The sequence below is a fragment of the Flavobacterium sp. genome, from assembly GCF_027484945.1.
In the GTDB taxonomy this organism is placed as follows: Bacteria; Bacteroidota; Bacteroidia; order Flavobacteriales; family Flavobacteriaceae; genus Flavobacterium.
Genome location: NZ_JAIXRZ010000032.1, coordinates 13,734 through 37,763 on the forward strand (window position 1 = coordinate 13,734; position 24,030 = coordinate 37,763).

22 protein-coding genes are annotated in these 24,030 nt (G+C 37.7%); 20 read left to right on the forward strand and 2 right to left on the reverse strand.

Features of this window, described 5'->3' with window-relative positions:
• Nucleotides 1-6 precede the first annotated feature (6 nt).
• Both Q0039_RS05130 and Q0039_RS05135 read left to right on the forward strand, forming a co-directional pair.
• The gene (locus tag Q0039_RS05130; RefSeq protein WP_297510107.1) at nt 7-1,149 is read left to right on the forward strand and encodes an efflux RND transporter periplasmic adaptor subunit; all 1,143 of its coding nucleotides are present in this window, start codon (nt 7-9) and stop codon (nt 1,147-1,149) included.
• Nucleotides 1,150-1,274: 125 nt separating this feature from the next.
• Nucleotides 1,275-4,736, forward strand: coding sequence for an efflux RND transporter permease subunit (locus Q0039_RS05135; protein ID WP_297510110.1), 3,462 nt, complete (start codon nt 1,275-1,277; stop codon nt 4,734-4,736).
• A 62-nt stretch (nt 4,737-4,798) separates the two neighbouring features.
• Here the strand turns inward: Q0039_RS05135 and Q0039_RS05140 are convergent, their stop codons facing one another.
• Both Q0039_RS05140 and Q0039_RS05145 read right to left on the reverse strand, forming a co-directional pair.
• The gene (locus Q0039_RS05140) at nt 4,799-5,146 is read right to left on the reverse strand and encodes a membrane-binding protein (RefSeq protein WP_297510113.1); all 348 of its coding nucleotides are present in this window, start codon (nt 5,144-5,146) and stop codon (nt 4,799-4,801) included.
• A gap of 172 nt (nt 5,147-5,318) precedes the next feature.
• Nucleotides 5,319-6,311, reverse strand: a complete 993-nt coding sequence (locus Q0039_RS05145) for a TlpA disulfide reductase family protein (RefSeq protein ID WP_297510115.1) — start codon at nt 6,309-6,311, stop codon at nt 5,319-5,321.
• Between the two features lie 196 nt (nt 6,312-6,507).
• On the opposite strand from Q0039_RS05145, the gene aspS reads away from it, so the two are divergent.
• The 18 genes from aspS (at nt 6,508) to umuD (ending at nt 23,543) form a co-directional block, all read left to right on the forward strand.
• Nucleotides 6,508-8,253, forward strand: a complete 1,746-nt coding sequence (aspS, locus tag Q0039_RS05150; RefSeq protein WP_297510118.1) for an aspartate--tRNA ligase — start codon at nt 6,508-6,510, stop codon at nt 8,251-8,253.
• A gap of 209 nt (nt 8,254-8,462) precedes the next feature.
• Nucleotides 8,463-8,663, forward strand: a complete 201-nt coding sequence (locus Q0039_RS05155; RefSeq protein ID WP_297510121.1) for a cold-shock protein — start codon at nt 8,463-8,465, stop codon at nt 8,661-8,663.
• A 201-nt stretch (nt 8,664-8,864) separates the two neighbouring features.
• On the forward strand, nt 8,865-9,230 hold the full coding sequence (ndhC, locus tag Q0039_RS05160) for an NADH-quinone oxidoreductase subunit A (protein ID WP_297510124.1): 366 nt from the start codon (nt 8,865-8,867) through the stop codon (nt 9,228-9,230).
• Nucleotides 9,231-9,242: 12 nt separating this feature from the next.
• Nucleotides 9,243-9,788 (forward strand): NADH-quinone oxidoreductase subunit B, encoded by a 546-nt coding sequence (locus Q0039_RS05165; protein WP_297510126.1) that lies wholly within the window; start codon nt 9,243-9,245, stop codon nt 9,786-9,788.
• Between the two features lie 2 nt (nt 9,789-9,790).
• Nucleotides 9,791-10,309: an NADH-quinone oxidoreductase subunit C gene (locus Q0039_RS05170; RefSeq protein WP_297510128.1), complete on the forward strand. Its 519-nt coding sequence runs from the start codon at nt 9,791-9,793 to the stop codon at nt 10,307-10,309.
• Nucleotides 10,310-10,327: 18 nt separating this feature from the next.
• Nucleotides 10,328-11,563, forward strand: a complete 1,236-nt coding sequence (nuoD, locus tag Q0039_RS05175) for an NADH dehydrogenase (quinone) subunit D (protein WP_297510131.1) — start codon at nt 10,328-10,330, stop codon at nt 11,561-11,563.
• A 5-nt stretch (nt 11,564-11,568) separates the two neighbouring features.
• Nucleotides 11,569-12,099: an NAD(P)H-dependent oxidoreductase subunit E gene (locus Q0039_RS05180; protein WP_297510133.1), complete on the forward strand. Its 531-nt coding sequence runs from the start codon at nt 11,569-11,571 to the stop codon at nt 12,097-12,099.
• A gap of 4 nt (nt 12,100-12,103) precedes the next feature.
• Complete coding sequence (gene nuoF, locus Q0039_RS05185; RefSeq protein ID WP_297510135.1) at nt 12,104-13,468, forward strand: NADH-quinone oxidoreductase subunit NuoF; 1,365 nt, start codon at nt 12,104-12,106, stop codon at nt 13,466-13,468.
• Nucleotides 13,469-13,527: 59 nt separating this feature from the next.
• On the forward strand, nt 13,528-14,571 hold the full coding sequence (locus Q0039_RS05190; protein WP_297510138.1) for a 2Fe-2S iron-sulfur cluster-binding protein: 1,044 nt from the start codon (nt 13,528-13,530) through the stop codon (nt 14,569-14,571).
• Nucleotide 14,572: 1 nt separating this feature from the next.
• Nucleotides 14,573-15,604: an NADH-quinone oxidoreductase subunit NuoH gene (gene nuoH, locus Q0039_RS05195; RefSeq protein ID WP_297510141.1), complete on the forward strand. Its 1,032-nt coding sequence runs from the start codon at nt 14,573-14,575 to the stop codon at nt 15,602-15,604.
• 10 nt (nt 15,605-15,614) lie between these two features.
• Complete coding sequence (locus tag Q0039_RS05200; RefSeq protein ID WP_297510146.1) at nt 15,615-16,160, forward strand: NADH-quinone oxidoreductase subunit I; 546 nt, start codon at nt 15,615-15,617, stop codon at nt 16,158-16,160.
• 2 nt (nt 16,161-16,162) lie between these two features.
• Nucleotides 16,163-16,675: an NADH-quinone oxidoreductase subunit J gene (locus Q0039_RS05205; protein ID WP_297510149.1), complete on the forward strand. Its 513-nt coding sequence runs from the start codon at nt 16,163-16,165 to the stop codon at nt 16,673-16,675.
• A gap of 2 nt (nt 16,676-16,677) precedes the next feature.
• The gene (gene nuoK, locus Q0039_RS05210) at nt 16,678-16,998 is read left to right on the forward strand and encodes an NADH-quinone oxidoreductase subunit NuoK (protein WP_129460525.1); all 321 of its coding nucleotides are present in this window, start codon (nt 16,678-16,680) and stop codon (nt 16,996-16,998) included.
• A 6-nt stretch (nt 16,999-17,004) separates the two neighbouring features.
• Complete coding sequence (gene nuoL, locus Q0039_RS05215; RefSeq protein ID WP_297510157.1) at nt 17,005-18,891, forward strand: NADH-quinone oxidoreductase subunit L; 1,887 nt, start codon at nt 17,005-17,007, stop codon at nt 18,889-18,891.
• Between the two features lie 8 nt (nt 18,892-18,899).
• On the forward strand, nt 18,900-20,339 hold the full coding sequence (locus Q0039_RS05220) for an NADH-quinone oxidoreductase subunit M (RefSeq protein WP_297510160.1): 1,440 nt from the start codon (nt 18,900-18,902) through the stop codon (nt 20,337-20,339).
• A 13-nt stretch (nt 20,340-20,352) separates the two neighbouring features.
• The gene (locus Q0039_RS05225) at nt 20,353-21,723 is read left to right on the forward strand and encodes an NADH-quinone oxidoreductase subunit N (RefSeq protein WP_297510163.1); all 1,371 of its coding nucleotides are present in this window, start codon (nt 20,353-20,355) and stop codon (nt 21,721-21,723) included.
• A 120-nt stretch (nt 21,724-21,843) separates the two neighbouring features.
• Nucleotides 21,844-23,112 (forward strand): Y-family DNA polymerase, encoded by a 1,269-nt coding sequence (locus tag Q0039_RS05230; RefSeq protein WP_297510165.1) that lies wholly within the window; start codon nt 21,844-21,846, stop codon nt 23,110-23,112.
• Nucleotides 23,103-23,543 carry a translesion error-prone DNA polymerase V autoproteolytic subunit gene (gene umuD / locus Q0039_RS05235; protein ID WP_297510167.1) on the forward strand — a complete coding sequence of 147 codons (441 nt, stop codon included), beginning with the start codon at nt 23,103-23,105 and terminating at the stop codon, nt 23,541-23,543. Before Q0039_RS05230 ends, umuD begins: the two co-directional genes overlap by 10 nt.
• Nucleotides 23,544-24,030 lie beyond the last annotated feature (487 nt).

A 24,030-nucleotide genomic window follows, 5' to 3' on the forward strand; every position in this document is an offset into this window, starting at 1 on the left:
ATATCCATGAAAAAATACATCACCCTAATTTTAACCACTACATTACTCATTGCTTGTGGTAAAAAAGAAGAAGCATCGAGCAATATAGATGCTTTAATCGCTGCAAAAAACGCAAAAGAGTTACAGCTAAGAAAAGCAGCTTTACAGGCAGATATTAACAAAATAGACGCTGCCTTAACCGAAATGAATGTAAAAGTTGACGAAGCATTAGTAAGTGTACGTGCAGTAAAGGATACGATTTTCAATCATTACCTAGAAGTACAAGGCAATGTGGATACCAAAGAAAATATCTTAATTCAGCCCGAATTTAGTGGTACTTTAATTGCATTAAATGCCAAAGCGGGTCAACGCGTTACCAAAGGGCAAGTTTTAGGTCGAATTGACGATGCCGGTTTGGGGCAGCAATTGGCAAGTTTAGAAAACCAATATGCCTTAGCCAAAACCAATTTCGATCGTCAAAAGAATTTGTGGGACAAAAAAATTGGATCGGAAATGCAATACTTACAGGCGCAAACCAATATGATCACCGCACAAAAAGGAGTTGCACAATTAAAAGCACAATTAGCAAAAACTGTTATTCGCGCTCCTTTTACCGGTACTATCGACGAAGTTTTCGTTGAAAAAGGACAGGTTGTAGCGCCAAGTATGCAAGGGTTAATGCGAATTGTAAATGTAAGTAATATGTATGTGTCAACGAGCGTTCCAGAAACGTATGTTGGCAAATTAAAAGTTGGAACCGAAGTCGATGTTTATCTTACTTCTTTAGGCAAAACCTATACGGGTAAAGTGCGCCAAGTTGGGAATTTCATTAACCCAAGCAACCGTAGTTTTGGCATTGAAGTAGCGGTACCCAATCCTCAAGGATTATTGCGCCCTAATCAAGTTGCTAAATTACGCATCATTGATTATGTTAATAAAAATGCGCTTGTCGTTCCGTCTAATGTGATTCAGAAAGATGCTAACGGCGACAATTATGTGTATGTAGTTACCGAGGTAAATGGAAAGACCGGGAAAGCCAAAAAAGTGATTGTAAAAACTGGACAATCATCAGAAAATGTTACCGAAATTTTAAGTGGTATCGCTGCCGATGAACTAATTGTAACCGATGGAGTTACTTCGATTTCTGATGGGATGAAATTGAGTTTTTAATAGAAAAATATAACTCATTAAAAGGGTTTTTACCTTTTAAAATCAACTAATAACCCACTATTTAGTTAATGCCAAAAAGAGAGAATGTAGTTTTAAATGAATAAAACAACCGCATAAAAAAGAATATGAGCAAACATAACAAAGAATTTAGCCTCTCTAGCTGGGCTGTAGATAACCGGATAACAGTATATATACTAACGTTTATTATTGTGGTAGCGGGTATATACTCCTATATCGCGATGCCGCGTGAAGACTTTCCCGAAATTATTGAAAATAAGGTATACGTTTCCTCTGTATTCCCGGGTAACTCTGCCGAAGATGTAGAAAAATTGGTCATCAAACCCCTTGAGAAAGAGTTCAAAAACATCAGTGGGGTCAATAAAATTACCTCGAGTTCATTTCAAGATTATGGGATGATTATTGTCGAATTTGATGATAAAATAGGTATTGAATTGGCCAAACAAAAAATTAAAGATAAAGTTGATAATGCCAAAGCAAGTACCGATTGGCCCAATTTAGATAATGGGAGTAAAGTCGAACCTAATGCTTTTGAATTGAACATTTCTGAAGAAGTGCCCATTTTGAATATCAACTTAAAAGGCGATTACACCACCCAACAGTTGAAGAAATTTGGCGAAAAACTGCAAGACGCAATTGAAGAAGTACCCGAAGTCAAAAAAGTAGACATCTTGGGTGTTGATAATAAAGAAGTAGAAATTGCAATCGACATTTTTAAAATGACGGCTGCTCAAGTGAGCTTTGATGATATTCAAAATGCAGTTCGTTATGAAAACATGACGCTTTCTGGAGGTAATTTAATTTCGCAAGGGTCCCGAAACAATATTCGGATTATTGGTGAAATGAAAGATCCTGCAGAGCTAAACAACATTATCGTGAAATCATTCGGAGGTTCGGTGTATTTAAAAGACATCGCTACCATTCGATTTAAAGAAAAAGAACGTACAACTTTTGCGCGTGAACGCGGTAAAGAAGTGGTTATGCTGAATGTAAAAAAACGTTCAGGACAAAACATGATTTCGGCTATTGAGCAAGCCCGTGAAAAGGTAAAAGAAGTGCAGGAAAACTATTTACCTAAGAACGTTTCCATTGAATATACCAGTGATCAATCTTCGCGAGTAGAACACCAAGTAGACGAATTATCCAACCATATCATTTTTGGAATTATTTTGGTAATGATTGTATTAATGTTTACAATGGGCTTGCGTAACTCGTTATTTGTAGGCGCTGCAATTCCGCTTTCGATGTTCATTGCTTTTGCCTTGCTTGCTTCCATGGGGAAAACGTTGAATACAATGGTATTATTCGGATTGGTAATGGGGCTTGGAATGTTAGTAGACGATGGTATTGTAGTGGTAGACAACGTATTTGCGAACATGAAAAAAGGAATGTCGCGAATTCAAGCATCAAAACTCGGTATAGGTGAAATTGCATGGCCCGTTATCTCATCAACGGCTACCACTTTAATGGCCTTTTTGCCCTTTGCATTATGGCCGGGCACAATGGGTAAATTCATGATTTATTTTCCAATGACCTTATCGGTAACCTTGGGCGCATCATTATTTGTTGCCATGGTAGTCAATGCCGCCATGACAGGAGGATCAATGGATATTGAAGACCGTAACGTTTCGAGAAAAAATATTCGCCGGAATAGCCTTTATATCGGAATAGCTGCCCTTATTTTTTTAATTGCCGGCTACAGTACCGGAGGGGTTTTCTTCAAATCAATGGGGCACATTGCAATTTTAGTTTTAGGAATGATGTGGGCCTATCATGTTAAAATTTATCAATGGACGCAAGATTTTCAGCACGGATTTTTCCCTCGAATGGAAGAAAAATACAAAGTGTTTTTAGCTAAAATTCTAACCGGAAGAAAAGCGTGGTATGCATTTTTTGGCATCATAGGAATGTTGATATTGTCCTTTGTATTGGTGGGTGTGTTTCCAAGAAAAGTTTTATTCTTCCCGGATAATATTCCAAATCAAGTGATTACCTATATCGAATATCCACAAGGGACCGACATCGATAAAACCAACAAAGCCACTCGATTTGTTGAAAAGCAAATTGTTACGATTTTAGATAAGTATGTTGACAAATCGGACAATGAAAATTATTTAGCAGAATCGATTGTGTCTCAAGTTGGGGTTGGCGCGGGCAATCCGAATGTCGATGCGGGATCGGCCAATGAAACTCCTTATAAAGGTAAAGTTACGGTCAACTTCCGTGAATTCAAATTTAGACGCGGGGTCAATACAGCCGACTTGTTAGAAGAAATTCGTAAATCGGTAAAAGGAATTCCTGGAGCTACTGTTACGGTTGAGAAAGATGCAAATGGGCCACCGGCTGGATATCCCATTAGTCTTGAATTGAAAGGTGAAGATTACAATGAGATGCTTGCTGAAGCACAAAAAGTAATTGCCTACATCAACGCTAAAAACATTGAAGGAATTGAAAAACTTCAAGTGGACATCAATAAAAACAGTCCAGAACTAGAAGTTATGGTAGACCGTGCTAACGCTGGAAGTATCGGGATTTCAACAGGACAAGTGGGCTATACCTTACGGCGTTCGGTATATGGTCAAGAGATTTCAACGTATAAAGAAGGAGACGACGATTACAATATTGTAATGCGTATGCAAGAAGATCAACGTAAAAACGAAAACATTTTGTTTAATCAATCGATGACTTTTCGCAATCCGAATAATGGTCAAATTATGCAGGTTCCGATTTCGGCCGTTTCAAATACAACGAAAACGGAAACCTTTAACATGATTAAGCGAAAAAATCACAAACGGGTGATGACAATTTATTCCAATGTATTAACGGGATACAATGGTGATGCAATTACCAAAGAGATCGGCAAACAATTGGAGAGCTATAAATTTCCAAAGACGATTTCCTATGGATTTTCGGGAGTTCAAGAAGAACAGGGTAAAAATCAAACGTTTTTAAATATTGCTTTCTTACTTGCGATAGCGGGTATTACGATTATTATCGTATTGCAATTCAACTCCATTTCGAAAACGTTAGTCATATTATTTACTGTTTTACTTAGTTTTAGTGGTGTATTTTATGGATATGTGATTGCTAATATGGACTTTGTTATCTTGATGACGATGATGGGAATTATCTCCCTTGCAGGTATTGTCGTGAAAAATGGAATTGTATTGATGGACTTCTTTGTACTTTTAATGGACCGCAAAGTAGAAGCCAAAGGTGTTGAAAGTCATGACGACCTTACATTAGACGAGATAAAAGAAGTAATTATCGAATCGGGGAAATCGCGTTTGCGCCCGGTATTATTAACAGCTTTAACGGCAGTACTGGGTTTAATTCCGTTGGCTATTGGCCTAAATTTTGATTTCTTTTCCTTAATTACCGAATTGAATCCACATATCTTTATCGGTGGAGATAATGTTATCTTTTGGGGACCCTTGGCTTGGACCATTATTTTTGGATTAACTTATGCGACCATCTTAACATTAGTAATTGTTCCGGTAATGTTTTTCTTGGTAAAACGAATCAAATACCGTTTACGAGATCGCAAAAATGCGCGCCTTCAGACATAAGGATAAATAAAAAAGGGACGTTTTTTTAAAACGTCCCTTTTTTTATACAATGATTTTTACGCTTAATTCTTTTCAGCCAAAGCTTCACGGCTCCACACTTTAACATCCGCTACTACTCCTTGCGAATAATCAACTTCCGATAAATTTTTATCCGACCAGAAAAACCATTTCCCTGTTTTTTCTCCGTTGGTATATTCGGCAAGTGCTAACTTATTGCCATTTTCATCATACGATGTCCATTTTCCTTCCAATTTTCCTGCTTTGTAGAACCCTTCTTGTTGAATTTTACCATTGTCATAATAGTAGGTAGCTTTTACCATACCATTAACTTCTTCCAAAACCGGTTTGTTTTCCTGAGCAGAAGCTAATCCTCCGATTAAGAATGCCGCCTTTACGATGTATCTTTTCATTTTAGTAGGATTTACAAATTATTGATACACAAATATAATAAACTTTTTACACAAACCAAACAATTACTTAACAATTTGGTAACATTGGAGAATGGAAATCGAATCTTATACTGCCAAAAAAACCGCCAGCACTAGAAAATACGGGCGGTTTCAACAGTATTAGTAGCTGAATTTATTTTAATAAACCATCGAGTATTTCACCCAATTTGGGATCGGATGGTCGTTTTGCATCGGCATAAACCACTTTACCTTGCGGATCAATAAGTAAAAATCGAGGAATTGAATTTACTCCAAAATGTTTCATAAAATCGGATTCCCAATTTTTATCGGCAAATAGTTGAGTTCCTCCTAATTGTTTTTCTGCAACAAACTTTTGCCATTTTTCAAAATCTTTATCAACATCAATCGAAATACTCACAAACGCTAAATTTTTTCCATGGTATTTTTCTTCGGCTTTTTTCAAATAAGGAATCTCTGCACGACAAGGCCCACACCAAGTTGCCCATATATCAATGTAAACGTATTTCCCTTTAAAATCATCTAATTTTACTTTCTTACCAATTGTATCGACATACTCAAAACCTGGTGCTGGAGAACCGTTCATTTTTGACTTCTCCTTAGTTTCTTTAAAATACTTTTTAAGTTGTGTTAATTCTTGAACTAGCATTAATTTGGACAAAGAAACAAACTTGGCATCATAATTACCCGATTCTAATTTTTTGTAGCCATTATTCTTTTCATTCTCACAAAATTGATCGACTTCAGCATCTGAAGTTAATTTCATGAAGCGTTCTTCAAATTGTGCTGCAGTTCGCGTTTTATCTGCTAAGTAGTTGTTCTCTGAAGCTCCTTTTCCAGAAAAACTTAAACTTTCATCAAATTGATTCGCGTCTAATTTTGCGGTTAAATCATAACCGTTTTTTAGATAAATCGACGCATATTCCTGTCCATCAAACAAATAGTACATCCCTTCAGCTACTCCAAATGTGGCTTCAAAAATTCCTTTATCATTTGCTTTGATTTGCTGAATATCCTTTCCCATATTGTTTTTTATGGAAATTACATCTGCTTTTTTATTTTGGATATTCACAGTAAATTTTACTTGCTCTTGTGCCCAACTCACGAACGAGAAGGTAACGGCAAGTATTGCCATTAATTTTTTCATAGTATATACATCAAATTAGTAAACCAAATATAATCAAATATAAATCAGAATTCCGATTTTAACATAGTTTTGTATTGCTGAAATAAAAACCATTTTTAAAATTATTTCCATCTAAAGTCCCTTTTTTCACAAGCATTTTTATTTGGTTTTCGTTACTTTTGCAACCTAGAACTCGTTTTACAAAATCTTTTTTAAAATGTACAGAAGTCATCATTGTGGCGAATTGAATGCCGCACACATTGCACAAAACGTAACGTTGGCCGGTTGGGTCCAAAAAACACGCGATAAAGGATTTATGATTTGGGCCGATTTACGGGATCGTTACGGAATTACGCAATTGATTTTTGACGAACAACGCACCGATGCAGCGGTTTTTCAAATAGCCAAGTCACTCGGTCGCGAATTTGTGGTGCAGGTCAAAGGAACGGTAATCGAACGCGAGTCTAAAAACCCAAATTTAGCCACGGGTGAGATCGAGATTTTAGTTTCCGAATTAACCGTGTTGAATGAGGCCCAATTACCGCCGTTTACTATTGAAGACGAAACCGACGGAGGAGAAGATTTACGAATGAAATACCGCTATTTGGATATTCGGCGTAACCCTGTAAAAAACGCTTTGCTGTTTCGACATAAAGTAGCGATGGAAGTCCGAAAGTATTTATCCGATTTGGATTTTTGCGAAGTGGAAACGCCCTATTTAATCAAATCTACACCCGAGGGAGCGCGCGATTTTGTGGTGCCTAGCCGGATGAATCAAGGACAATTTTACGCCTTACCCCAATCTCCACAAACTTTTAAACAATTATTAATGGTAGGGGGTATGGATAAATATTTTCAAATTGTAAAATGTTTCCGCGATGAAGATTTGCGGGCCGATCGTCAACCTGAATTTACCCAAATCGATTGTGAAATGGCGTTTGTAGAACAGGAAGATATTTTACAGGTTTTTGAAGGATTAACGCGTCATTTATTAAAAACATTGCGCGGAGTTGAGGTTGCTGAATTTCCACGAATGACTTATGATTATGCGATGAAAACGTATGGCAATGACAAACCAGACATTCGATTTGATATGAAATTTGGCGAATTGAATGCGGTAGCTCAACACAAAGATTTCGGGGTATTCAATGCGGCCGAATTGGTTGTAGGTATTGCCGTTCCAGGTTGCGCTAGTTATTCCCGTAAAGAAATCGACGCGTTAATTGATTGGGTCAAACGACCCCAGATTGGTGCGCTCGGTATGGTATATGTAAAATATGAAGCCGACGGTTCGTTAAAATCATCGGTTGATAAATTTTACGACCAAGAAGATTTAAAAAAGTGGGCTGATATTACAGCTGCTAAACCCGGTGATTTAATTTTAGTTTTATCGGGAGCTGACTATAAAACCCGTTCACAATTGTCTGCATTGCGAATGGAAATGGCAACCCGTTTAGGACTGCGTAAATCGGATGAATTTGCTCCGCTTTGGGTAGTCGATTTTCCATTGTTAGAATGGGATGAAGAGAGTGCCCGTTATCATGCGATGCACCACCCGTTTACTTCACCTAAACCCGAAGATTTTGAGCTCATTACTACCCATCCTGGAAAGGTTCGAGCAAATGCCTATGATATGGTTTTGAACGGTAATGAAATTGGCGGAGGATCCATTCGTATTCACGATAAAGATCTACAAGCCCGAATGTTTGAATTGCTTGGTTTTACTAAAGAACAAGCCGAATCTCAATTTGGTTTCTTAATGAACGCCTTTCAATTTGGCGCTCCTCCTCATGGTGGTTTAGCTTTTGGTTTGGATCGGTTAGTTGCTATTTTAGGAGGACAAGAAACGATTCGGGATTTTATTGCATTTCCAAAAAACAATTCTGGACGTGATGTTATGATTGATGCGCCTTCGGTAATCGATTCTGCTCAATTGAACGAACTTCACATTCGTTTGGCGTAAGCAAATGATTAATGGGAGAACCGTTAATTATTTTTTTAAAAAACTGCTATTTTATTATTAATTTTTTAAGAATAAATCGAAAAATCATACGCACTTTTCAAAGCTAAAATTACTTTTTTGTAAATTTTTTATTTTTTTAACATTAAAAGTTTGCAGATTCAATTATTCCGTTTATCTTTATCGGAAATAAATATTTATTACCCATTACAATGCAAACAGGAAAAGTGAAATTTTTTAATGAATCCAAGGGATTTGGATTTATTGTAAATGATGAAACCGGCAATGACATTTTTGTTCATGCAAGCGGTTTAAAAGGAGAAAGCCTAAAAGAAGGTGACCATGTATCTTATGAAGAAGAAGATGGACGCAAAGGAAAATTGGCTACCAATGTAGTAATTATTGAAAACTAAAAATAAATAGATTTCAGATTACCGTACGAAAACACCTAAATATTTTAGGTGTTTTTTTTGCATTTATGCCTAGCTATTTAGAATTAATTTAAATAATCAAAAAAGAACATTTTATAGGCAAACATCGCTTTAACGCTTTTGCGTTTTCAATATTGCAGTGTATATTTGTGCCTATTTTAAAAACCTATAAAAGGGAGAAGTATGCAGTCTACACAATCTGACTTTTTACCGATTTTAATTCAGGTCGGAATAGCAGTTGCCTTTGTGGCATTGACTATAATCGGTTCCAATTTTTTAGGGCCTAAACGGCATTCTAAAAATAAAGACAAAAACTTCGAATGCGGAATTGAATCCATTGGTAATGCGCGCATTCCGTTTTCTGTAAAATATTTCTTAGTTGCCATTCTTTTCGTATTATTTGACGTAGAAGTGATATTTCTTTATCCTTGGGCGGTTAATTTCAAGGAGCTTGGTTATGAAGGAATGGTTAAGATGGTGATTTTCATGTCCCTTTTATTAGTTGGATTCTTCTACATCATTAAAAAGAAAGCCCTAGAATGGGAATAATTTTGAACAGCTATGGAAGATAATAAAACAAAAATGGTTGCTCCACCGGATGGAGTTACAGGCGAAGGATTTTTCGCAACCAAATTAAATGATGTGGTAGGATTAGCGCGTGCCAATTCCTTATGGCCACTTCCCTTTGCTACTTCCTGTTGCGGCATTGAATTTATGGCCACAATGGCTTCGCATTATGATTTAGCACGATTTGGCTCCGAGCGGGTAAGTTTTTCGCCCCGACAAGCCGATATGTTGTTAGTAATGGGTACCATCTCCAAAAAAATGGCGCCTATTTTACGCCAAGTTTACGAGCAAATGAGTGAACCCCGTTGGGTAATTGCTGTAGGGGCTTGTGCAACTTCTGGAGGTATATTTGACACCTATTCGGTGTTACAAGGAATTGACAAAGTTATTCCAGTCGATGTATATGTACCCGGCTGTCCTCCTCGACCAGAACAAATTGTACAAGGGGTTATGCAATTGCAAGAATTGGTAAAGAACGAATCTGTTCGTCGTAGAAATTCTCCAGAATATAAAGAATTATTAGCTTCTTATAACCTGTAATTATGGCTTTAGAAACCGTACACATTCAGGAAAAACTAACGCAACAATTTGGCGAAAATGTTTTCCATTTTGAAATGCAACGCGATATTTTTTCATTCGAAGCCAACGCTTCAACAATTCATGCGGTGATTCAGTTTTTGAAAGAAGATGATGAATTGAATTTCCATTTTTTAACCGATCTTGCTGGAGTACATTATCCAGAAAATGATCTTGAACATCAATTTTCCGTAGTGTACCAACTCCACAATTGGATTGAAAATACCCGTATTCGCGTTCGTGCTTATTTAAGTGACATACCCGAAATTGATACATTGACCGATTTGTATTTGTGTGCCAATTGGATGGAACGCGAAGCGTACGACTTTTATGGAATTCATTTCAAGGGACATCCCCAATTGAAACGAATTTTAAATATGGACGAAATGGTCTCTTTTCCTTTGCGAAAAGAATTCCCAATGGAAGATGGGGGTCGCACCGATAAAGACGACCGATTCTTCGGTAGAACCTCAGTTAATTGTTAATATAACGCATACACTTAAATGTCCGATTTATTATTACCTCCGGAGCATCGTTATGCTAAAATCATTGAAAGTCGTCGTAATGAAGACGGAAGCGAACTTTCAATTTTGAACTTGGGTCCAACCCACCCGGCTACTCATGGTATTTTCCAAAATATTTTATTAATGGATGGGGAGCGCATTTTGGATGCCGAACCTACTATAGGTTATATCCATCGCGCTTTTGAAAAAATTGCAGAAAATCGTGCTTTTTACCAAATCAATGTCTTAACGGATCGAATGAATTATTGTTCATCACCGATAAATAATATGGCTTGGTGGATGACGGTTGAAAAACTCCTTTCTATTGATGTTCCAAAACGCGCCCAATACCTGCGTGTAATTGTAATGGAATTAGCTCGAATTGCAGACCATATCATTTGCAACTCCATTTTAGGGGTAGATACCGGGGCCTATACTGGTTTCTTGTATGTATTTCAATTCCGTGAAAAAATCTATGAAATTTACGAGGAAATTTGTGGCGCACGTTTAACTACCAATATGGGACGTATCGGTGGATTTGAACGCGACTGGTCAGAAGCCGCTTTTCAAAAGTTAAATGCGTTTTTAGACGAATTCCCTGTAGCTTGGAAAGAGTTTGAAAACTTATTTGAACGAAATCGAATATTCATTGACCGTACTGTAAATGTTGGACCGATAAGTGCCGAACGCGCAATGCAATACGGCTTTACAGGACCAAACCTACGCGCAGCAGGTATAGACTACGATGTGCGTAAAGCTGCTCCTTATTCTTCGTATGAAGATTTTGAATTTGATATTCCAGTAGGAAAATCGGGTGATACGTATGACCGGTTCTGTGTGCGTAATGCTGAAGTTTGGGAAAGTTTGTCGATTATTCGTCAAGCCTTAGCGAATCTTCCCGAAGGACCCTATCATGCCGATGTTCCCGATTACTATTTACCTCCCAAAGAAGACGTATACCATAACATGGAAAGTTTAATCTATCACTTTAAAATTGTGATGGGTGAAGTTCCTGTTCCTGTCGAAGAAATTTACCATTCAGTAGAAGCCGGAAATGGGGAGTTAGGTTTTTATTTAATTGCAGATGGCAGTCGTACACCTTACCGTTTAAAGTTTAGAAGACCTTGTTATATTTATTATCAAGCCTATCCAGAAATGATTAAAGGTGCCATGCTTTCAGATGCGATTGTGATTTTATCCAGTTTAAATGTAATTGCAGGCGAATTAGACGCTTAATAACTATGGAAAAACACCATTACACTCAAGAAATAAACATTACGGATGCGTTAATGACCCGTATCAACGAGTTAATTAGCTATTATCCCGCTGACAAGAAAAAATCGGCATTACTACCGGTATTACACGAAGTTCAAGATGCTCATGATAACTGGCTGAGTATTGAGTTACAAAATAAGGTAGCCGAAATATTAGAAATTAAACCGATCGAGGTGTATGAAGTGGTTACATTTTATACCATGTTCAACCAACGACCGATTGGAAAATATATGTTGGAGTTCTGTCAAACTTCACCTTGCTGTCAACGCGGTGTAGAAGATTTAATGGACTACACCTGTCAAAAATTAAATGTAGGTATCGCAGAACCTACTGCCGACGGACTTTTTGAAGTACGCGGTGTTGAATGTTTAGGAGCTTGTGGATATGCCCCCATGCTTCAATTAGGTGATTATTATCACGAATATTTGACCAAAGAGAAAATCGATCAGCTAATTGACGACTGTAAAGCCGGCAATATAACTTTTTACGACAAATAAGAGCATGGGAAAAAAGCTATTATTGGACAAAATCGATGTTCCAGGAATTAAATCTTATGAAGTATATCGTCGTGAAGGCGGCTATGCTTCTGTAGAAAAAGCATTGAAAATGACTCCTGAAGCGATCATTGAAGAAGTTAAAACTTCAGGGTTGCGCGGACGTGGAGGTGCTGGATTTCCTGTAGGAATGAAATGGGGCTTTATCGATAAAAAATCAGGTAAACCGCGTCATTTAGTTTGCAATGCAGACGAATCAGAACCGGGAACGTTTAAAGATCGTTACTTAATGGAGTACATTCCACACCTATTAATAGAAGGAATGATTACTTCGAGTATCGCGTTAGAAGCTAACTTATCCTATATCTATATCCGGGGAGAATACATGTGGGTGTATAAAACCTTAGAGCGTGCCATTAAAGAAGCGTATGCCGCAGGTTGGTTAGGGAAAAATATACAAGGTTCAGGCTACCATTTAGACTTGCACGTACATTGTGGTGCTGGCGCCTATATCTGTGGAGAAGAAACCGCTTTGATCGAATCGTTAGAGGGTAAACGTGGAAATCCCCGTTTGAAACCACCCTTCCCAGCGATTAGTGGTTTGTGGGCCAATCCAACCGTAGTAAATAATGTAGAATCCATTGCCGCTGTGCCTTGGATTATCAATAATTCAGGTGCCGATTATGCGGCTATCGGTATTGGGCGTTCTACAGGAACCAAATTAATTTCGGCTTCAGGAAATATTAAAAAACCTGGCGTATACGAAATCGAATTGGGTATTTCTGTAGAAGAGTTCATCAATTCTGACGAATATTGTGGCGGTATGGAAACCGACCGTCCTTTAAAGGCTTTAGTGCCTGGTGGAAGTTCGGTACCTATTTTACCAGCTCATTTAATTTATAAAACAGCCAATGGTGATGACCGATTAATGACGTACGAAAGTTTGTCTGACGGAGGTTTCGCAACAGGTTCAATGCTAGGTTCTGGAGGTTTTATTGTTTACGATGATCGCGCTTGTATCGTGCGTAATACTTGGAACTTTGCGCGATTCTATCATCACGAAAGCTGTGGTCAATGTACCCCTTGCCGGGAAGGTACAGGTTGGCTTGAAAAAGTATTATGGCGGATTGAAAACGGTCAAGGGCGTGAAGAAGATATTGAATTGCTATGGAGTATCCAATCCAAAATTGAAGGAAATACCATCTGCCCTTTAGGCGATGCTGCCTCTTGGCCGGTAGCTGCGGCAATTCGACATTTCAGAGAAGAGTTTGAATACCATGTACGCTTTCCTGAAAAGATTAAAAACAGAGACCACTTTACACACGAACCCTTTGAAAAAGTTCGCCATTTAGTGGCTCCACAAAACGTATAATTAGTATTGTATAAAATGGAAAACGAACTAATCGTATTCCAATAGACAACTTACATAAAATGAAAGTAACTATAGACGGACACGAAATCGAGGTAGAAGCTGGGACCACCATCCTTCAAGCTGCTCGAATGATTGGAGGCGACGTGGTTCCTCCAGCCATGTGTTACTACTCAAAACTAAAAGGTTCCGGCGGGAAATGCCGGTGTTGTTTGGTGGAAGTATCCAAAGGAAGTGATGCCAACCCCACGCCAATGCCCAAATTAGTCGCTTCATGCGTAACCGGCTGCATGGATGGAATGGAGGTAAATAGCAAATCTTCTGAACGGGTAACCGAGGCAAGAAAGGCTGTAACCGAGTTTTTATTAATCAATCACCCATTGGATTGTCCTGTATGTGACCAAGCGGGCGAATGTGATTTACAAAACTTAAGTTTTGAACACGGTAAAGCCCAAACGCGTTTTATTGAAGAGAAACGCACCTTCGAACCCGAAAATATTGGAGATAAAATTCAGTTACACATGAACCGTTGTATTCTATGCCAACGCTGTGTACAAGTGGCTGAACAATTAACCGATTATCGTGTTCATGGTGTATTAAATCGTGGTGATCATGCACAAATTTCAACCATGGTATCCGCAGCAATCGACAATGAGTTTTCCGGAAACATGATCGATGTTTGCCCTGTAGGTGCTTTAACCGATAAAACCTTCCGATTCAAATCCCGTGTTTGGTTTAACAAACCCTTTAACGCGCACCGTGAGTGTACTACTCCAGGATGTTGCGGTAAGGTTACTGTTTGGATGTTTGGAAATGAAATACAACGGGTAACCGGTCGGAAAGATGAATACCATGAAGTAGAAGATTTCATTTGTAACACCTGCCGTTACGATAAAAAAGAAGTTTCGGATTGGACAATTGAAGGTCCCCGTAAATTCGAAAAAGATTCGGTAATCAATGTAAATAATTATACCCGTAAAATGGATACAGTTGTCATCAATACGGAAAAAGGCATTTTATTAGGTCGTGAAGAAGACCGTAAGAAAATTAGTATGGCCGACATTGATTATAATGAAAAAATTGACGGAACTCAAGTAAAAAAATAACATGGACAGCGCGTTAATTATTGAAAAAAGTATTTTCATAGTAGTCGTATTTGCGGTTACCATGTTGATGGCCATGTATTCCACTTGGGCTGAACGTAAAGTAGCGGCTTTTTTACAAGACCGTGTTGGACCCAATCGTGCAGGTTGGGGTGGATTATTACAACCGCTTGCCGATGGTTTGAAATTATTTGCTAAAGAAGAATTTGAACCGAATACTCCTAATAAATTTTTATTCTTTGTTGGACCCGGAATCGCGATGGCCACTGCGTTAATTACGAGTGCTGTTATTCCATGGGGGGATACGTTAGAAATCTTCGGGCGTAATGTTCAATTGCAAGCGACCGATATTGATGTTTCCATCCTATATGTTTTTGGGGTGGTTTCCGTTGGTGTTTATGGTATTATGATTGGAGGCTGGGCTTCCAACAATAAATTCTCACTAATGGGAGCAGTTCGTGCAGCTTCGCAAATGGTTTCCTATGAAGTAGCGATGGGACTTTCGATCATTGCATTATTGATGATGAGTGGTTCGTTAAGTTTACATGATATTACGGTTCAACAACACGGCATGAATTGGAATATTTGGTACCAACCTGTTGGTTTCTTAATCTTCCTTATTTGTGCATTTGCTGAAACGAACCGTACTCCATTTGACTTAGCAGAATGTGAAAGTGAATTAATCGGTGGATACCATACCGAATATTCATCGATGAAAATGGGATTCTATTTATTTGCAGAATATGCCAATATGTTTATCTCCTCTACCCTTTTGTCGGTGTTATACTTTGGAGGTTATAATTACCCGGGAATGGATTGGGTTGGAATAAATTGGGGAACCAATGCAGCTACCTTGATTGGTGTTGGCGCATTGTTTATAAAAATCTGTTGCTTCATTTTCTTCTATATGTGGGTGCGTTGGACAATTCCACGTTTTCGCTATGACCAGTTGATGAATTTGGGGTGGAAAATTTTGATCCCACTTTCAATTATTAATATCATGATTACAGGAGTTTGTATTCTAGCTTTTAAATAAGAAACAAAACATGGCAACATCTATTCAAAATCTATCGCTTTCTGGAAAGAAAAAGCAAGTTTCTAATAAGGAAATGACGTTTTGGGAGCGCTTATATTTGGTAGCAATCATCAAAGGTTTACTCATCACAATTAAACACTTTTTCCGAAAAAAAGCTACGATTCACTATCCCGAGCAAGTGCGCGAATTCAGTCCCGTTTACCGTGGAAAACACACACTAAAACGCGATGAACAAGGTCGTGAGAATTGTACGGCTTGTGGGTTGTGTGCTTTAACTTGTCCGGCAGAAGCCATCACGATGAAAGCAGCCGAACGCAAACCTGGAGAAGAGCATTTATATCGTGAAGAAAAATATGCTGAGATCTATGAAATCAACATGTTGCGTTGTATATTTTGTGGTTTGTGCGAAGAAGCTTGCCCAAAAGATGCGATTTACTTAACCCTTTCTAAAGAATTAGTACCCGCATTATACGACCGTGAAGATTTTATTTATGGTAAAGATCAATTAGTAATGCCGTTGGAAGTGGCAATGGCAAACACTCAAAAATTGAATTAATTATGTCAACAGTATTACTTTTATTTTATGTGCTGTCGGCAGTTACTTTAGCTACAGCGTTTCTGACAATTTACACCAAAAACCCAATTCATAGTGCTATTTACTTAGTAATTTGTATGGTTTCAATAATGGGCCATTACTTATTATTCAATGCACAATTTTTAGCTTTGGTTCAACTAATTGTTTATGCAGGTGCCATCATGGTGCTTTTTCTCTTCACACTCATGTTAATGAATTTAAATAAAGAAGATGAAGTGCATAAACCTCGAATGACTCGATATGCCGCTATAATAATATTTATTATGCTGTGTGGAGTTTTAGTCTATGTATTTACAGATACAAAACCAATTGTAGGTGAATACGATAGTACTGGTGAAGACTTCCAATCGATTAAGATTTTGGGTAAAGTGTTATTAAATGAATATATGGTTCCTTTCGAATTTGCTTCTATACTTTTATTGGCAGCTATGTTGGGAGTTGTATTAGTATCTAAAAAAGAAAAAGACGCAAACTAATCATGGAAAATATATTAAATCATATTGGCATCGAAAATTACATTTTCCTATCGGTCATCTTATTTTGTATTGGCGTTTTTGGAGTGTTGTATCGTCGAAATGCCATTATTGTATTCATGTCGATTGAAATCATGTTGAATGCTGTTAACTTATTATTTGTTGCCTTTTCAACCTATCATCAAGATGCTGAAGGACAAGTATTCGTATTTTTCTCAATGGCAGTAGCCGCCGCCGAGGTTGCCGTAGGTCTAGCAATCCTTGTTGCAATATTCCGAAATATCGGATCGATCGATATCGCCAATTTAAAGAACTTAAAAGGATAAGCCCTAATGGAGAATAATTTAGTATTAGTTTTATTGCTTGCCCCGTTTATTGGGTTTTTAATAAATGTTTTTTTTGGTAAACGAATAGGAAAAACATTGGCAGGTACTATCGGAACGACTGCAGTAGCTTTGTCATTTGTAATCAGTGTTTATTTCTTTTTACAAATCAACCATACCTCAAAACCAATCAACGTTTCTTTATTTGATTGGATTTCAGTACAAAATTTCAAATTGGACTTTGGAATTCTACTAGACCAATTATCCTTATTATGGTTGTTGTTTGTAACCGGTATTGGTTCACTTATTCATCTCTATTCCATCAGCTACATGCATGAAGATGAAAATATGCACAAATTTTTCTCCTATCTCAATTTGTTTGTATTTTTCATGATTACTTTGGTTGTAGGAAGTAATCTATTAGTTATGTTTATTGGTTGGGAAGGTGTTGGACTTTGCTCCTATCTACTCATTGGATTCTGGTATAAAAATCAAGAGTATAACGATGCCGCAAAGAAAGCATTTATAATGAATCGAATTGGGGATTTGGGTTTCTTAATCGGTATTTTTATCTTGGGTTCGCTATTTGCTACATTAGATTACAATCAATTGAAAGCAGCAATCACTGCAGGTAATGTTGATAGTGCAAAATTAACCTTTGCCGCATTGTGCTTATTTATTGGGGCTACAGGAAAATCTGCACAATTGCCTTTATATACATGGTTACCCGATGCGATGGCAGGACCAACTCCGGTATCTGCGTTAATTCACGCAGCTACGATGGTTACCGCTGGTATTTTTATGATTACCCGATTGAATTTTATATTTGATTTAACTCCTTTTGTACAAAACATCATTGCTGTTGTGGGTGCGGTAACTGCTTTAATAGCTGCGTCTATCGGACTTCTACAAAATGACATTAAAAAAGTTTTGGCTTATTCAACCGTATCGCAATTAGGTTTAATGTTTTTGGCATTAGGCTTAGGCGCATACAATGTAGCGGTATTCCATGTAATCACCCACGCCTTTTTTAAAGCTTGTTTGTTCTTAGGATCCGGTTCGGTAATTCATGCGATGCACCACGAACAAGATATGCGAAGAATGGGTGGTTTGCGTAAAATTATGCCTATTACATTCATCACAATGATGATTGCTACACTAGCAATTTCAGGTATCCCCCCTTTTTCAGGTTTCTTTTCAAAAGACGAAATTTTAATGACGGCTTTCCATGCAAATATTCCGTTGTGGATAATTGCTTCATTAGCTTCAATTATGACTGCTTTCTATATGTTCCGCTTGATGTATTTAACCTTCTACCGCGATTTCCGAGGCACAGAAGAACAAAAACATCATTTGCATGAGAGTCCCACTTTAATCACGTTGCCTTTAATTGTTTTAGCTATTTTATCATTAATAGGTGGTATTATTAGTTTACCAATCGGTGGAAGTTGGTTAAACCATTATTTAGCGCCTTTATTTAACAATGCGCATCACACGGAACACCATTTAGGAACAACAGAATATATGTTAATGGCAATTGCTGTTGCGGGAGGTTTAATTGGTATCGGTTTAGCCTATAGCAAATACTTAAAAGGTGGATATACTCCCAAAGAAGACCGAGATATGGATGGTTTTGCCAAAACGGTGTATCATAAATACTATGTCGATGAAGTCTACATGGCCTTAATCGTGAAACCAATTAATGGGTTGTCTAATTTCTTCCGCGTAACATTAGAACCCGCTTTAGGGCGTTTAGTTTATGGATTAAGTTCCTTAGCTAATGGTTTAGGAAATTTAGGAAGCCGTGTTCAAAATGGAAGTATCGGTTTGTATCTTTTTGCTTTTGTAATTGGATTCAGCGCGATTTTCATCTATTTGTTTTTAGCTAAAAAATAATTAACCTGATGGATATTACTACACTATTATTATTACTTCTCGTAGGTGCCATAATTACTTTAATTGCAGGAGATAAGTTGGCTTCCAAAGTGGCGTTGCTTTTCAGTACTGCTGCCCTTGGCATTACGGTTTATCTTTTAACAACGGTACAAGAATTCAGTTCGCTCAATGTAACCTACCCTTGGATTAGTGCACCCAAAACGTTTTTTGCTTTAAAAGTAGACGGATTATCACTAGCCATGGTGTTGTTAACCACAGCGCTTACTCCGTTAATTATTTTATCTTCTTTTACAAATAACTTTAAAAGTGCTAAAAATTTCTATGCATTGGTTTTATTCATGGCTTTTGCTATGGTGGGGACCTTCTTAGCTGCAGACGGATTGTTGTATTATATTTTCTGGGAATTGGCTTTAATCCCAATCTACTTCATTGCTTTGTTGTGGGGGAATGATGCTATCGAAGCACGTAAAAAAGCGATTTTAAAATTCTTTATTTATACGTTAGGAGGTTCGCTATTTATGTTGGTTGCCTTCGCCTATTTGTATCACAGAGCGGGAAGTTTCTTGTTGACGGATTTGTACCAGTTGAAACTAAACGCAGTTGAACAAACATGGATTTTCTTCGCGTTCTTTTTAGCCTATGCAATCAAAATTCCAGTAATTCCTTTCCACACCTGGCAAGCTGAAGTTTATCAAAAAGCGCCTACTGTGGGGACTATGTTGCTTTCGGGGATCATGTTAAAAATGGGGTTATACAGTGTTATGCGTTGGCAATTACCTATTGCTCCAGAAGCAGCAAAAACCTATATGCCATTGGTATTGGGTTTGAGCATAGCTGGAGTAATCTACGGTTCGCTTGTTGCTTTAAGACAGAAAGATTTGAAAAAATTATTAGCGTATTCATCGCTTGCGCACGTTGGACTTATCGCAGCAGGATGTTATACCTTAACTTTTGATGGGTTGAGTGGTGCGGTATCCCAAATGATTGCTCATGGTTTTGTAATCGTTGGATTGTTTTATGCCGCAGAAATCATCTACCGTCGTTATGAAACGCGCACGATTGCTGATATGGGTGGAATTCGTACGCAAACCCCAAAATTTACTTCATTATTTATGATTTTGGTTTTGGCCTCTGTTGCTTTACCGGGAACGTATAACTTTGTAGGTGAGTTTACGGTATTGTATAGTTTATCGCAAATCAATATGTGGTATGCTGTACTTGGGGGAACAACCATTATTTTAGGGGCCTACTATATGCTGAAAATGTTCCAAAACGTGATGTTGGGCGAAACCAACGCTAACGTTTTTGCAGATATAACCGTCGGTGAAGCTTTTGTAATGATTGCATTAATCTCCTTCTTGTTATTCTTTGGTTTGTATCCAAAACCCCTCTTGGACCTTATCAATCCAAGTATTCAAGAAATTCTAATTCAAATAAACCGTTCTTAATTACGTCCTACGAATGAATACATTAATTGCTATATCAGGTTTAGGCATTTTTTGCCTTATTGCTGAAATCATCAATCTGAGAAAAGCCATTGTTCCGGTTTCTGTACTTGCGTTATTGGTTATTCTTGGAATGACTATTTCGGAGTTTGACCATCCTTCAGCTTGGTACAATAACATGGTAATTGTGAACAATTTCTCTGTTGCTTTTTCCAGCTTGTTTATCGTATTGACGATTTTCATTTTGGCAATGAGCGGGGACTTTTATAAAGACAAACCTTCAAAATTCTCTGACTTCATCGCTATTAAACTCTTCTTATTGGCAGGGGCCATTGCAATGGTTTCCTTTGGTAATTTATCGATGTTTTTCTTGGGAATCGAAATCCTTTCGATTTCTTTATACATCTTAGCCGGTAGTGAGCGTTTAAATGTTTTGAGTAATGAAGCAGGGATGAAATATTTCCTATTAGGTTCCTTCGCCTCTGGATTTATCCTTTTCGGCATCTGTTTGGTATATGGAGCAACGGGATATTTTGACGTGGTTGAGATTTATGCCTTATCACAAGGTGCGGGCTTACCGGTTTGGTTCTACTTTGGTATTGCCATGATCTTAATCGGAATGTTATTTAAAATTGCTGCGGCTCCCTTCCACTTTTGGGCTCCAGACGTTTATGAGGGTTCGCCCACTTTAGTTACGGCAACCATGAGTACGTTAGCTAAAGTAGTCGCTGTCGCTACCCTATACAAATTGGTAACTTCATTAAATGCTAATATGCCACAATTATTCCAAGTAGTAATTGTTGCTATTGCGATTTTAACGATGGCGGTAGGAAACTTGTTGGCACTTCGTCAAGAAAATGTAAAACGGATGATGGCTTTTTCTGGTATTTCGCACGCCGGATTTATGCTGTTGGCATTATTAAGTTTGGCTACTGCAGCCGGAACTTTATTCTATTATACTGCGGCCTATGCGTTTGCAGGTATTGCTTCGTTTGCTGTAATTATTTCGGTAACGAAAAATAAAGCAACTCAGAATGTATCCGACTTTAACGGATTAGGAAAAACCAATCCTGTTTTGGCGGCGGTTTTAACCATGTCCTTATTATCGATGGCGGGTATTCCCATTTTTGCAGGATTTTTTGCAAAGTTCTCATTGTTTACACAAACCATTGAAGCGGGCTATTTGGTAGCGGTTATTGCCGGTGTGATTAGTTCAATCATAAGTGTTGGTTACTACTTCAAATTGATATTAGCGATGTATAGTAAAGAAGCTGAAGGGGAAACTATTACATTCCCTTGGGTGTACACCGTTGTTGCGGTTTTGGCTACTGCCTTAACTATAGGAATGGGTATCTATCCTAGTTGTCTATTTGATTTATTAAAATAAAAAAACGTACCCCATTGTATACAAGGCTGTCACATTAAGGCAGCCTTTTTTTATACCCATTATTCAATTTTAAAGCTTGTTATCGATTCGTTTTTAGTGTCGAATTGTTAACTTTATACCATGTATGCTTTAGTCGATTGCAATAACTTTTATGCCTCTTGTGAACGGGTGTTTCAACCACAGCTGATAGGCCAACCTATTGTTGTCTTGTCAAATAACGACGGTTGTGTTATTGCACGAAGTTATGAAGCCAAAGACTTAGGAATCCCAATGGGCGCTCCCGAATTTGAATACCGAGTATTAATTAAAAAACACGGTGTTCATGTCTTTTCTTCCAATTATGCACTTTATGGCGACATGAGTGCCCGTGTGATGAAAATTTTAGAAGGATTTACTCCCCATGTAGAAGTATATAGTATTGACGAAGCTTTTTTGAATTTTGAAGGCATGACGATTCCCGATTACCACGACTATGGAATTCAAATGCGCAAACGCGTTCAAAAATGGTTGAGTATCCCAATATGTGTGGGGTTTGCCCCTTCAAAAGCCTTAGCTAAAATCGCAAATAAAATCGCTAAAAAATTTCCTGAACGTACGGGGGGTTCCTATATAATTGACTCTGAAGCCAAACGAATCAAAGCGTTAAAATGGACAAAAATTGAAGATGTTTGGGGAATTGGTTTTCGATTAACCAAAAAAATGAAAGCGAGAAAAATCCTAACCGCCTATGATTTCACGTTACCCGAACACGAAGCCTATATCCAAAAAGAAATGGGAGTGGTAGGCAATCGTCTGCGGTTGGAACTGTTAGGACATTCTATTTTAGAACTAGAAGAACCGAAAAATAAAAAACATATTGCTGTAACCCGCAGTTTTGAAGGCAGGATTACGCATTTGACAGAGTTGAAAGAACGGGTTTCTACCTTTGCGGGAATTTGTGGAGAAAAACTACGGAAGCAACACTCGCATTGCCAAGTGGTAACCGTCTATTTACGAAAAGACAAGTTTCATAATCCCGATAACGGACGGTACAATTTTTATGCACAAGAAGCCTTGCCTTTCCCTACGAACTCGAGCATTACCTTGGGAAAAGTGGCAACCAAAATGCTAGAACAACTCTACCGCCAAGGGGAAGAATATAAAAAAACAGGGGTGATTGTTTCGGCAATTACACCCCAGCAGCAAAAACAGTATAATTTATTTCAAGAGGAAAACCCAAAACACGAAGCCTTAATGAAGGTAATGGATAGCTATTTCAAAAAAACAGGAGAACGAAAAATACGTTTAGGAATGCATGATTTAAATCGAACCTGGAAAATGAAACAAAATTATTTATCGCCAAAATTTACTACCAATATTCACGATATCATTACCGTACAATGTCGCTAAAACCCTCAAAACTCACGTTTTTTATACCCGATTTATCACCACGAGAAGGAATCTCTTACTTCTCGGGAGGGATTAAAGCGGGATTTCCTTCGCCGGCAGCCGATTTTGATGAAGCAAAAATCAGTTTAGACCATGTTTTGGTGCGTAACCGGGAAGCCACCTTTTATGCTAAAGCAAGTGGGACCTCAATGATTGGGGCGGGTATTGACGACGGAGACATCATGGTTATCGACCGCAGTTTAGAACCGGCAAATAATAAAATTGCAGTCTGTTTTATTGATGGTGAATTTACCGTAAAGCGCATACGAAAAGAAAAAAATGCGGTATACCTTATGCCCGAAAACCCAGTCTATCCACCTATCAAAATCACCGAAGAAAACGAATTAATTATTTGGGGAATTGTAACGTATGTGATTAAGTGTTTGGGGTAATGAATCAAAATGCCGTTTCTAAAGAAACGGTTTTTTATTTAATTCTATTTTCATTTTAATGAAATAAAATGACAAAATCCCTCCTTTGTATTGATAGGGGTTAAAGCGAAATAAAAGCTACTAAATTTAGTACAAATGAAAAAATAGAATTAGATCATGTTTGATAATTTTTCTGTGTGGTACAATTTTTAGAAAATGCAACCAACAAATTGGAGGCAGATTTGGAAAGTTTACAGCTGTTTTTTAACAATGTTTTTGGATAAATTTTTTATTTGAATAACTTTATAAAAACAATCTTATACTTCGCGATTGAGTTGTAAAAGAATGAAATATGGGAGTGTAAATAATTAAAGGCTATCGGCTCATGTAAGCCCCAAAAGCATTCAACAAATTAAAAGCCCTTTTGATGATTTATAAAAAAACGGTAGATTAGCTTATTCAAAATAAACTCACTATTATCAGACATAGCACACTCATTTTGGGTGTA

Bases quoted from the DNA above. Each gene is read 5' to 3' on its own strand.
- nuoH (WP_297510141.1), top strand. From the start codon at position 14,573: ATGGACAGCGCGTTAATTATTGAAAAAAGTATTTTCATAGTAGTCGTA.
- Q0039_RS05205 (WP_297510149.1), top strand. From the start codon at position 16,163: ATGTCAACAGTATTACTTTTATTTTATGTGCTGTCGGCAGTTACTTTA.
- nuoF (WP_297510135.1), top strand. From the start codon at position 12,104: ATGGGAAAAAAGCTATTATTGGACAAAATCGATGTTCCAGGAATTAAA.
- Q0039_RS05140 (WP_297510113.1), bottom strand. From the start codon at position 5,146: ATGAAAAGATACATCGTAAAGGCGGCATTCTTAATCGGAGGATTAGCT.
- Q0039_RS05225 (WP_297510163.1), top strand. From the start codon at position 20,353: ATGAATACATTAATTGCTATATCAGGTTTAGGCATTTTTTGCCTTATT.
- Q0039_RS05135 (WP_297510110.1), top strand. From the start codon at position 1,275: ATGAGCAAACATAACAAAGAATTTAGCCTCTCTAGCTGGGCTGTAGAT.
- nuoK (WP_129460525.1), top strand. From the start codon at position 16,678: ATGGAAAATATATTAAATCATATTGGCATCGAAAATTACATTTTCCTA.
- umuD (WP_297510167.1), top strand. From the start codon at position 23,103: ATGTCGCTAAAACCCTCAAAACTCACGTTTTTTATACCCGATTTATCA.
- nuoD (WP_297510131.1), top strand. From the start codon at position 10,328: ATGTCCGATTTATTATTACCTCCGGAGCATCGTTATGCTAAAATCATT.
- Q0039_RS05230 (WP_297510165.1), top strand. From the start codon at position 21,844: ATGTATGCTTTAGTCGATTGCAATAACTTTTATGCCTCTTGTGAACGG.
- nuoL (WP_297510157.1), top strand. From the start codon at position 17,005: ATGGAGAATAATTTAGTATTAGTTTTATTGCTTGCCCCGTTTATTGGG.
- Q0039_RS05155 (WP_297510121.1), top strand. From the start codon at position 8,463: ATGCAAACAGGAAAAGTGAAATTTTTTAATGAATCCAAGGGATTTGGA.
- Q0039_RS05180 (WP_297510133.1), top strand. From the start codon at position 11,569: ATGGAAAAACACCATTACACTCAAGAAATAAACATTACGGATGCGTTA.
- aspS (WP_297510118.1), top strand. From the start codon at position 6,508: ATGTACAGAAGTCATCATTGTGGCGAATTGAATGCCGCACACATTGCA.
- Q0039_RS05145 (WP_297510115.1), bottom strand. From the start codon at position 6,311: ATGAAAAAATTAATGGCAATACTTGCCGTTACCTTCTCGTTCGTGAGT.
- ndhC (WP_297510124.1), top strand. From the start codon at position 8,865: ATGCAGTCTACACAATCTGACTTTTTACCGATTTTAATTCAGGTCGGA.
- Q0039_RS05165 (WP_297510126.1), top strand. From the start codon at position 9,243: ATGGAAGATAATAAAACAAAAATGGTTGCTCCACCGGATGGAGTTACA.
- Q0039_RS05130 (WP_297510107.1), top strand. From the start codon at position 7: ATGAAAAAATACATCACCCTAATTTTAACCACTACATTACTCATTGCT.
- Q0039_RS05220 (WP_297510160.1), top strand. From the start codon at position 18,900: ATGGATATTACTACACTATTATTATTACTTCTCGTAGGTGCCATAATT.
- Q0039_RS05200 (WP_297510146.1), top strand. From the start codon at position 15,615: ATGGCAACATCTATTCAAAATCTATCGCTTTCTGGAAAGAAAAAGCAA.
- Q0039_RS05190 (WP_297510138.1), top strand. From the start codon at position 13,528: ATGAAAGTAACTATAGACGGACACGAAATCGAGGTAGAAGCTGGGACC.
- Q0039_RS05170 (WP_297510128.1), top strand. From the start codon at position 9,791: ATGGCTTTAGAAACCGTACACATTCAGGAAAAACTAACGCAACAATTT.